Genomic DNA, 7927 nt, shown 5'->3' on the forward strand with positions numbered 1-7927 from the left:
TGCGCCAAGAAGAGATCTGGTGCCAGCTGTTCTCCGAACCCGAGGCCGGCTCCGACGCGGCGTCGATCAAGACCCGCGCCACCCGGGTGGACGGCGGCTGGCAGATCAACGGGCAGAAGGTCTGGACCAGCGGAGCCCAGTACTGCGCGCGCGGCCTGGCCACCGTGCGCACCGACCCCGAAGCCCCCAAGCACGCCGGCATCACGACCGTCATCATCGACATGAAGGGCCCCGGCGTCGAGGTGCGGCCGTTGCGGCAGATCACCGGCGGCTCGGAATTCAACGAGGTGTTCTTCAACGACGTGTTCGTTCCCGACGAGGACGTCGTGGGGGCGCCCAACTCGGGATGGACGGTGGCCCGCGCCACGCTGGGCAACGAGCGGGTCAGCATCGGCGGCAGCGGGTCCTTCTACGAGGGGCTGGCGCCCACCCTGGTGCAACTCGCTCAGCAGCAGTCAGATCGCTTGGCGGGGGCGCCCGTTCGAATCGGATCCTTCCTCGCCGACGATCACGCGTTGCGGCTGCTGAACCTGCGCCGCGCCGCCCGCAGCGTCGAGGGCGCGGGGCCGGGTCCGGAAGGCAACATCACCAAGCTGAAGCTGGCCGAACACATGGTGGACGGCGCCGCCATCTGGGCGGCGCTGGCCGGCCCGGAGGTCGCGCTGATGGACGGGCCCGGCGCGATCGTGGGCCGGCTGGCGATGGGAGCCCGCGGCATGGCGATCGCCGGCGGCACCTCGGAGGTCACCCGCAACCAGATCGCCGAGCGGATCCTCGGCATGCCGCGCGACCCGCTGATCAACTAGCCGTTCGGTGCCCCTGCGCGAGCGACCGTGTCTGTACAGCGACACGCCGCAAAACCCGGTAATTTGCGGCGCTCGCGCGAAAGGGAAGCGGGATCAGACGGGGGCGAACAACGGGGCTCCGCCGCTGCCCTTCTCCGGCAGGATCTCGACGGGCATGCCGCAGGTGACCGACTCGGGTTCGCAGCCAACGACATTCGCGGCCACCCGCAGGCCTTCCTGCTCGGCGAGTTCGACGATGGCGATCACGTACGGGACGGGAATCTCCGGGTTGTACGGGTGGTGGTTGACGGTGTAGGTGAACACCGTCCCGCGTCCGGATACCGGCCGCGCGACCAGCGGGCGGCCGCAGGCGCGGCACTTCCCGGTCGCCGGATGCACCCAGCGCGCGCAATCGTCGCAATATTCGATGAGCAGCGGCGCGTCCGGCACGACGAATACAGTACACTCAATTGGTTCGACGCATGGTCTGACGGGCGGTGTGCATGACGCATTTCGAGAAGGACGCGATCCTGTCCGGTATCGGCATCTCGCGGATAGGCCGTCGCACCGGCATCGCGGGCCTGGACCTGACCATGGAAGCGGTGCGGTCCGCCATCGACGACGCCGGATTGGCCCCTTCCGACATCGACGGCATCGCGACGCTGGGCGACACCCCCGCCGAAGACGTGAACGCCCAACTGCGGATCGAGGCGGCCGACTGCGGGTCCGGGTTCGGCACCGGCGGCCTGCTCAGCCCGGTGATGTCGGCGTGCCGCGCGGTCGCCGAGCGCCGCGCCCGCCACGTGCTGGTGTACCGGACCATCCAGATGCTCGGCGGCACGGTCCCGGTGAAGCCGCAGGAGAACGCGCCCGCGCCGCCACTCGCGCGGATGTTCGAGACGCCGGAGGGCGCCGAACGTCCCGCCGTCGGCGCGATGGACGACGTCAACGACCTGGTCGCGGCCAACGCCTACTCGGCGGCCAATTGGTTGGCGCTCAACTGCCGACGCCACATGGAGCTCTACGGGACTACCAAACAACAGCTGGGCTGGGTGGCCCTCAACGGCAGGCGCAACGCCGCGTTGAATCCGCGCGCCGTATACCGCGATCCGATGACCATGGCCGACTACTTGAGCGCGCGGCCGGTCTCCACCCCGTTCGGGCTGCTGGACTGCGATGTTCCGATCGACGGCTCGATCGCCGTGGTGGTCTCGCATGCGGAGTACGCGCGTGACTGCCCGCACCGCCCGGTGGCGGTGGAGGCGATCGGCGGCGCCGACGGCGCCGGGGGCTGGTTCCATCGGGCCGACTATCCGAAGATGGCGATGTCGGACGCGGCGGCCCAAATGTGGTCGCGCACCGACCTCAAGCCGTCCGATCTCAAGGTCGCCGAGCTCTACGACGGGTTCACCTACCTCACCCTCGCATGGCTGGAGGCGCTGGGCATCTGCGGCGACGGCGAGGCCGGGCCTTACGTCGAGGGCGGCGCGCGGATCGCCCGCGACGGAGCGCTTCCCCTGAACACCTACGGCGGCCAACTGTCCGCCGGGCGCATGCACGGCTACTGGGCGCTGCACGAGGGATGCCTGCAGCTGCGCGGCGAGGCGGGGCAGCGGCAGGTGTCGCAGCGCCCGGACGTCGGCGTGGTGTCCGTGGGGGGCGGGCCCGTCGCCGGCTGCATGCTGCTCACATGCTGAAAGCCCTTGCGCGAGAGCATCGTCGGGCCTGACATGAGTACCGGCCACGAGAGCAAACTGGCCGCCAAGATCGCGCGGGACCTCGAGGCGGAGATCGTCCGCCGCGGCTGGGCCACCGGCGAATCCCTGGGATCCGAACACGCCCTGCAGGAACGCTTCGGGGTGAGTCGCTCGGTGCTGCGCGAAGCAGTCCGCCTCGTCGAACACCATCAGGTCGCCCGGATGCGCCGCGGGCCGGGCGGCGGGCTGATCATCTGCGAACCCGACGCCGGCCCCGCAACCCGCGCCGTCGTCATCTACCTCGAACACCTCGGCACGACCCTGGGCGACCTGCTCAACGCGCGCCTGGTGCTCGAACCGTTGGCGGCTTCGCTGGCCGCCGAATGCATCGACGAAGCGGGTATCGCGCGGCTGCGGGCGGTGTTGGCGGGCGAACGAGAGTGGAGACCCGGGCTGCCGGCGCCGCGGGACGAGTTCCACATCGCCCTGGCGGAGCAATCGAAAAACCCTGTCCTGCAACTGTTTATCGACGTCCTGATGCGGCTCACCACCCGATACGCCCTACAGTCGCGGACGGACACGGCCGGCGAGGCCGTCGAGGCGCTCGACCGGATGCACGTCGACCACGCCGAGATCGTCGCAGCCGTTACTTCCGGCGACTCGGCGCAGGCCAAGACACTGAGCGAACGACACATCGAGGCCGTGACCGCCTGGCTGCAGCGCCATCACCCGGGCAGCACGGGCCGACGGCGTAAGCCACGCCGGCTCACCGCCGAGGCGCCCCGCGGCAAGCTCGCCGAGATGCTGGCCGCCACGATCGGTGACGACATCGCGGCGGGCGGCTGGCAGGTCGGTTCGGTCTTCGGCGCCGAGGCTGAGCTGCTGGAGCGCTACCGGGTGAGCCGCGCCGTGCTCCGCGAAGCGGTGAGGCTGCTCGAGTACCACTCGGTTGCGCACATGCGCCGGGGGCCGGGCGGTGGGCTCGTCGTCGCCAAACCCCAGGCGCAGGCCAGCATCGACACCATCGCCTTGTACCTGCAGTACCGCGATCCGAGCCGCGAAGACTTGCGTTGCGTCCGGGATGCGATCGAGATCGACAACGTCGCCAAGGTCGTCAAGCGGCGCGGCGAACCCGAGGTGGCCGCCTTCCTGGCCGCCCATCGGTCCGAGGTCGGCGAAACGTCCGGTGATGTGGGCGACGCCGCCGTCGAGGAATTCCGGTTCCACGTCGGACTGGCGCAGCTGGCCGGCAACACGCTGCTCGACCTGTTCCTGCGCATCATCGTCGAGTTGTTCCGCCGACACTGGTCGAGCACCGGGCAGGCCCCGCCGACCTGGGCGGACGTCCTGGCCGTCCACCACGCTCACCTGCGGATCGCGGACGCCATCGAGGCGGGCGACGACAGCCTGGCCCGCTATCGCGTGCGCCGTCATCTGGACGCCGCCGCCTCGTGGTGGCTCTAGCAAGTACTGAGTTCGCAGATGTGATCTGCAGCGCGGTATAGCGGAGCCCCGCCGCGGGTACTGGGAGGGAGAAGGCATACGGCCGGTCCAGCAGGGGGTTGGCGTTAGTGATCGAGAGTGAGCATGCTGGAGTGACGGCGGGCACAGGGATCGGGAAGCTAGGCTTCGTCCACTCCGCGCTCATCTACCAATCCCAGCAGGAGTATTTGGATTTCGTGACCCGCTTCGTGCGGGAAGGGTTGGACCTCGACGAGGCCGTGCTCATCGCGGTCCCGGCCGACATGTTGGCGTCGCTACACGACGCGCTGAGCGCGGGCGGCACGGCGCCGGACGCTCTGCGCATGGTGGACATCACCGAGGTCGCCCGCAACCCGACCCGCCTCATGGCGATGGAGGGTTCCTTCGTCGACGACCACCCCGACCGGCGCGTGCGAATCGTCAGCCAACTCGCCTGGCCGGGCCGCAGCGACGAGGAACTGGTTGCCTGCGTGGAGCACGAGGCGCTGGTCAACGGGGCCATGGACGGCTACCAGGTGACCGGATTGTGCCTCTACGACGGCAGCCGGCTCCCCGACGACGTGCTGGTGGACGCCCGCGCCACCCACCCCCTGCTGTGGGGGGGTGGCGAACTCCAACGCAGCGCCGACTACGCGCCCGATGCCGCCTTGCAGCGCTGCAACCGCCCACTACCCGCTAATCCGGGGGCTGTCACCTACGTGGTCAGGAAGTCGGCGGACCTCAGCCCGGCGCGCTCCTTCGCGGTCGACTACGCCGGCTGGGTCGGGTTGTCCCGGGACGCGATCGAGGACCTGCAGTTGGTGGCCACCGAGCTGGCCAGCAACAGCCTGATGTACACCGACGGCGCCTGCCAACTGGCTTTCTGGCGCGACGACGAGTACCTGGTGTGCGAGGCGCGCGACACCGGATGCTTCGAGGATCCGCTGGTGGGCCGCCTGGACCCTGGGCCGTGCGGCCCCGCCAGTCGCGGGTTGTATCTGGTCAACGCCATCTCGGACCTGGTCCGCACGCACACCACGGCCAGCGGTACGACGATCCAGGCGTACCTGCGGTTCGAGCCGTCGTCCGGCCCGACGGGCTGAACGCCAAGCAACCCCCGATCCAGGCGTACCTGCGGTTCGAGCCGTCGTCCGGCCCGACGGGCTGAACGCCAAGCAACCCCCGGGAAACCCGTCCCCCACGCAGCGGTCCCGGGGGTTGCTCGTCGCTTCAGCTAGACGCAGATGCCAAGCGCGCTGACTATGCAGCCGCCGCCGGCTGCCCCGCCGCCAACGAGCCCGCCGCTTCCGGCGGCCGATGAAGCACATCCTGTCGGTACTACTAACACCGTGATAAGGCCTGCGGCCGCTGCGGCAGCTTTCAGGGTTTTCATGGTGCGGTTCGCCTTCATGATGAGCCTTCTTTCATCAATCCTTCGAGGGGGTTAATTGCACAGCCGTTGAAGAGCGGTGCTTCCGCTTCATACCCGCTGTTCGCCATGAGTAAACCAAAATTTTCGATTAATTTCGAAACGGGTGGGCGCGATATGCCGCTCGGTCGAAACTTGCACGTCAGGCGGGTAAGCGGCTAATGTCGTCGCTCGTGCGTCTTCTCGAACGTGCCTTCACGAAGGCCGTAGTAGCTAGCACCCGCAGCGGGGTCTGACCCAGACCGACCCCCCGCTGTGGGTCGGAAGCTGCTGCCGTCGGTCACTCCTTCGACCGAAGAAGACCGGCACCATGACTCTTCCCGAAGCTTTCCCCGATCTCGATTTCGACACCGACCCGGCCAGCCCGTGCCTCGCGACCGAGTGGTTCGCCCGGCGATTCGACGCCCCGCTACCGAGCGGTCTGCGTGAGCTGGCGGCCGCGATGTCCTGGGAGCGGTTCGTCGCGACGTACGGCCAGACGGCCGGCCCCGTCCGCCTGCGCAACTGGGCGTGCACCGACGGCCACGGACGGCTGGGCCCGCAGGTCCGCACCTTCGAGGCCATGATCGCCGTGGGGGAGCGCATCAGCGTGTCGACCGCGGCGGCCGGCGGTCCAATCGCGGCGCTGAGCGCGATGCTGCACGAGCGCGGCGTTCCGGTGGAGATTCTCCGGTTCCATCAGCTGCGTTCCGCGGAGCACACCGCCACGTTCGTCCGCGGCGGCAACGGCGCCCGCGTCGAATGGGCGATGGGCTGGGCGGAGGATCCGACCCAGTCGGCGCTGCGCGCGGTGATCGCGTGCGCCAACCGGCTGATCGCCTGACGCGTGTCGGCTAGAGCGAGCGCAGCACGATCGGCATGCCGTCCATCGGTATCGGCATGCCGCCGTAGTCCCAGTGCGGCTGATAGCCGGGCCGGGCCAGCTCCAGCCGGTAGCGGCGCAGCAGCCGATGCACGACGGTCTTGACTTCGAGCTGACCGAACACCATGCCGATGCACTTGTGCGCGCCGCCGCCGAACGGCGCGAAGGCGTACCGATGCTTCTTGTGCTCGGAGCGTGGCTCGGCGAAGCGTTCGGGGTCGAATTTGTCTGGGTCCGTCCACAATTCGGGCAGGCGGTGGTTCATGCCGGGCCAGATCGTGATGTTGGTGCCGGCCGGGATGTAGTGGCCGAGCAGCTCGGTGTCGCGGACGGCCTGCCGCATGTTGAACGGCAGCGGCGTCACCATGCGCAGCGACTCGTTCATGATCAGTTCGAGCGTTTCCAGCTTCTCCAGCGCCTCGATGTCCAGCGGCCCGTCCCCGAGCCGGGCGGACTCCTCGCGCGCCCGCTCCTGCCACTCCGGGTTGGCGGCCATGTTGTAGACCATCGTCGTCGTCGTCGACGTCGACGTGTCGTGGGCGGCCATCATCAAGAAGATCATGTGGTTGACGATGTCGGAGTCGGTGAAGCTGTTGCCGTCCTCGTCCTCGGTGTGGCACAGAACCGTGAGCATGTCGTTGCCGGTGGCCTGGCGCCGCTCCTTGACCCGCTCGGCGAAGTACTCCTCGAGCAGCGTGCGGGCCTTGAGCCCGCGCCACCACTTGAACGGCGGAACCGGCTGCCGGATGATCGCGCCGCCCGCCCGCGTCGTGATCGTGAACGCCTGATTGACCTTCGTGACCAGGTCGTGGTCGGTGCCCGGCTCGTGGCCCATGAACACCAGGGAGGCGACGTCCAGGGTGAGTTCCTTCATCGCCGGGTGGAACAGAAAACGTGCGTCGTTGGTCGGCCAGTTGGCGACGATGTCGCTCGCCACGCGGTCGATGTGCTCGACGTAGCCGGTCAGCCGGCTGCGGGTGAAGGCTTCCTGCATGATGCGCCGGTGGTACATGTGCTCGTCAAAGTCCAACATCATCAGGCCGCGGTTGAAGAACGGCCCGATCACCGGGTGCCAGCCCTTCTGCGAGAAGTCCTTGTTCTTGTTCGAGAACACGGCCTGGGTGGCGTCGGGCCCGAGCGCGGTGACCGCCGGCATGATCGGTGAGTCGAGGAAGTGCAGGGGGCCCCGGGTGCGATACAGGTGCATCGCGTAATCCGGCCCGCCACGGAACATCTCGATGATGTGCCCAAGGATCGGCAGGCCGGCGTCGCCCAACACGGGCTTGAGGCCGCTACCGGCGGGCGGTTCGGCCAGGACCTTGGTTTCCCAGTCGTGGGCGAGCAGGCGTTTTTCGACCGCACCCATCCCCGGGATGGTGTTGAGCGTCGGGGTGAACCGGCGCCGAGCCTGGTCCAGCAGGTACTGCGGGGTGCTGATCGTGGCGGTCATGAACGCTCCTTTGCGTGCCCTCCGAGGTGACAGCCGTCACTGTCTTATAACCTTCGGAAAAAACTTGACGGCTGTCAAGTTTGCTTTTTGACCGGCGTGGTGCAAGGTCAGGGAATGAGCAGCCACCCCGCCACCGGCGAGCCGGGCGGGCAACGACGCGGCGACAAGCAGCGCCAGGCGATCCTGCAGGCGGTGCGGGAACTGCTGCAGGAGAAGCCATTCGCGGAGCTGTCGGTCAGCACG

General features: G+C 68.4%; 7 protein-coding genes and 1 pseudogene. 6 read left to right on the forward strand and 2 right to left on the reverse strand.

Annotated features, from left to right (window positions below):
• Window positions 1–806: acyl-CoA dehydrogenase family protein (locus A9X04_RS22245; RefSeq protein WP_197509298.1), on the forward strand; the 806-nt coding region annotated here is incomplete at its 5' end.
• 93 nt (window positions 807–899) lie between these two features.
• Here the strand turns inward: A9X04_RS22245 and A9X04_RS22250 are convergent.
• Window positions 900–1235: a Zn-ribbon domain-containing OB-fold protein gene (locus A9X04_RS22250; RefSeq protein ID WP_067925133.1), complete on the reverse strand. Its 336-nt coding sequence runs from the start codon at window positions 1233–1235 to the stop codon at window positions 900–902.
• A 53-nt stretch (window positions 1236–1288) separates the two neighbouring features.
• Here A9X04_RS22250 and A9X04_RS22255 point away from each other — a divergent pair, with 53 nt between their 5' ends.
• From A9X04_RS22255 to A9X04_RS22270, 4 genes are all read left to right on the forward strand, one after another.
• Window positions 1289–2482, forward strand: coding sequence for a thiolase family protein (locus tag A9X04_RS22255; protein WP_067925136.1), 1194 nt, complete (start codon window positions 1289–1291; stop codon window positions 2480–2482).
• Between the two features lie 33 nt (window positions 2483–2515).
• Window positions 2516–3946 carry a FadR/GntR family transcriptional regulator gene (locus A9X04_RS22260; protein WP_067925141.1) on the forward strand — a complete coding sequence of 477 codons (1431 nt, stop codon included), beginning with the start codon at window positions 2516–2518 and terminating at the stop codon, window positions 3944–3946.
• Window positions 3947–4053: 107 nt separating this feature from the next.
• The gene (locus tag A9X04_RS22265) at window positions 4054–5046 is read left to right on the forward strand and encodes a sensor histidine kinase (protein WP_067925144.1); all 993 of its coding nucleotides are present in this window, start codon (window positions 4054–4056) and stop codon (window positions 5044–5046) included.
• A gap of 636 nt (window positions 5047–5682) precedes the next feature.
• Window positions 5683–6195 (forward strand): homocitrate synthase, encoded by a 513-nt coding sequence (locus tag A9X04_RS22270; protein WP_067925147.1) that lies wholly within the window; start codon window positions 5683–5685, stop codon window positions 6193–6195.
• 10 nt (window positions 6196–6205) lie between these two features.
• Here the strand turns inward: A9X04_RS22270 and A9X04_RS22275 are convergent, their stop codons facing one another.
• Window positions 6206–7684 (reverse strand): cytochrome P450, encoded by a 1479-nt coding sequence (locus A9X04_RS22275; RefSeq protein WP_067925150.1) that lies wholly within the window; start codon window positions 7682–7684, stop codon window positions 6206–6208.
• 114 nt (window positions 7685–7798) lie between these two features.
• Between A9X04_RS22275 and A9X04_RS22280 the strand changes: the two are divergent.
• Window positions 7799–7927 (forward strand): annotated as a pseudogene (locus tag A9X04_RS22280) (TetR/AcrR family transcriptional regulator); the annotation flags it as partial.

The sequence above is a fragment of the Mycobacterium sp. E3247 genome (assembly GCF_001667785.1).
Classification (GTDB): Bacteria; Actinomycetota; Actinomycetes; order Mycobacteriales; family Mycobacteriaceae; genus Mycobacterium.

Coding starts and splice junctions, on each gene's coding strand:
- A9X04_RS22255 (WP_067925136.1), top strand. CDS start 1,289: ATGACGCATTTCGAGAAGGACGCGATCCTGTCCGGTATCGGCATCTCG.
- A9X04_RS22260 (WP_067925141.1), top strand. CDS start 2,516: ATGAGTACCGGCCACGAGAGCAAACTGGCCGCCAAGATCGCGCGGGAC.
- A9X04_RS22270 (WP_067925147.1), top strand. CDS start 5,683: ATGACTCTTCCCGAAGCTTTCCCCGATCTCGATTTCGACACCGACCCG.
- A9X04_RS22275 (WP_067925150.1), bottom strand. CDS start 7,684: ATGACCGCCACGATCAGCACCCCGCAGTACCTGCTGGACCAGGCTCGG.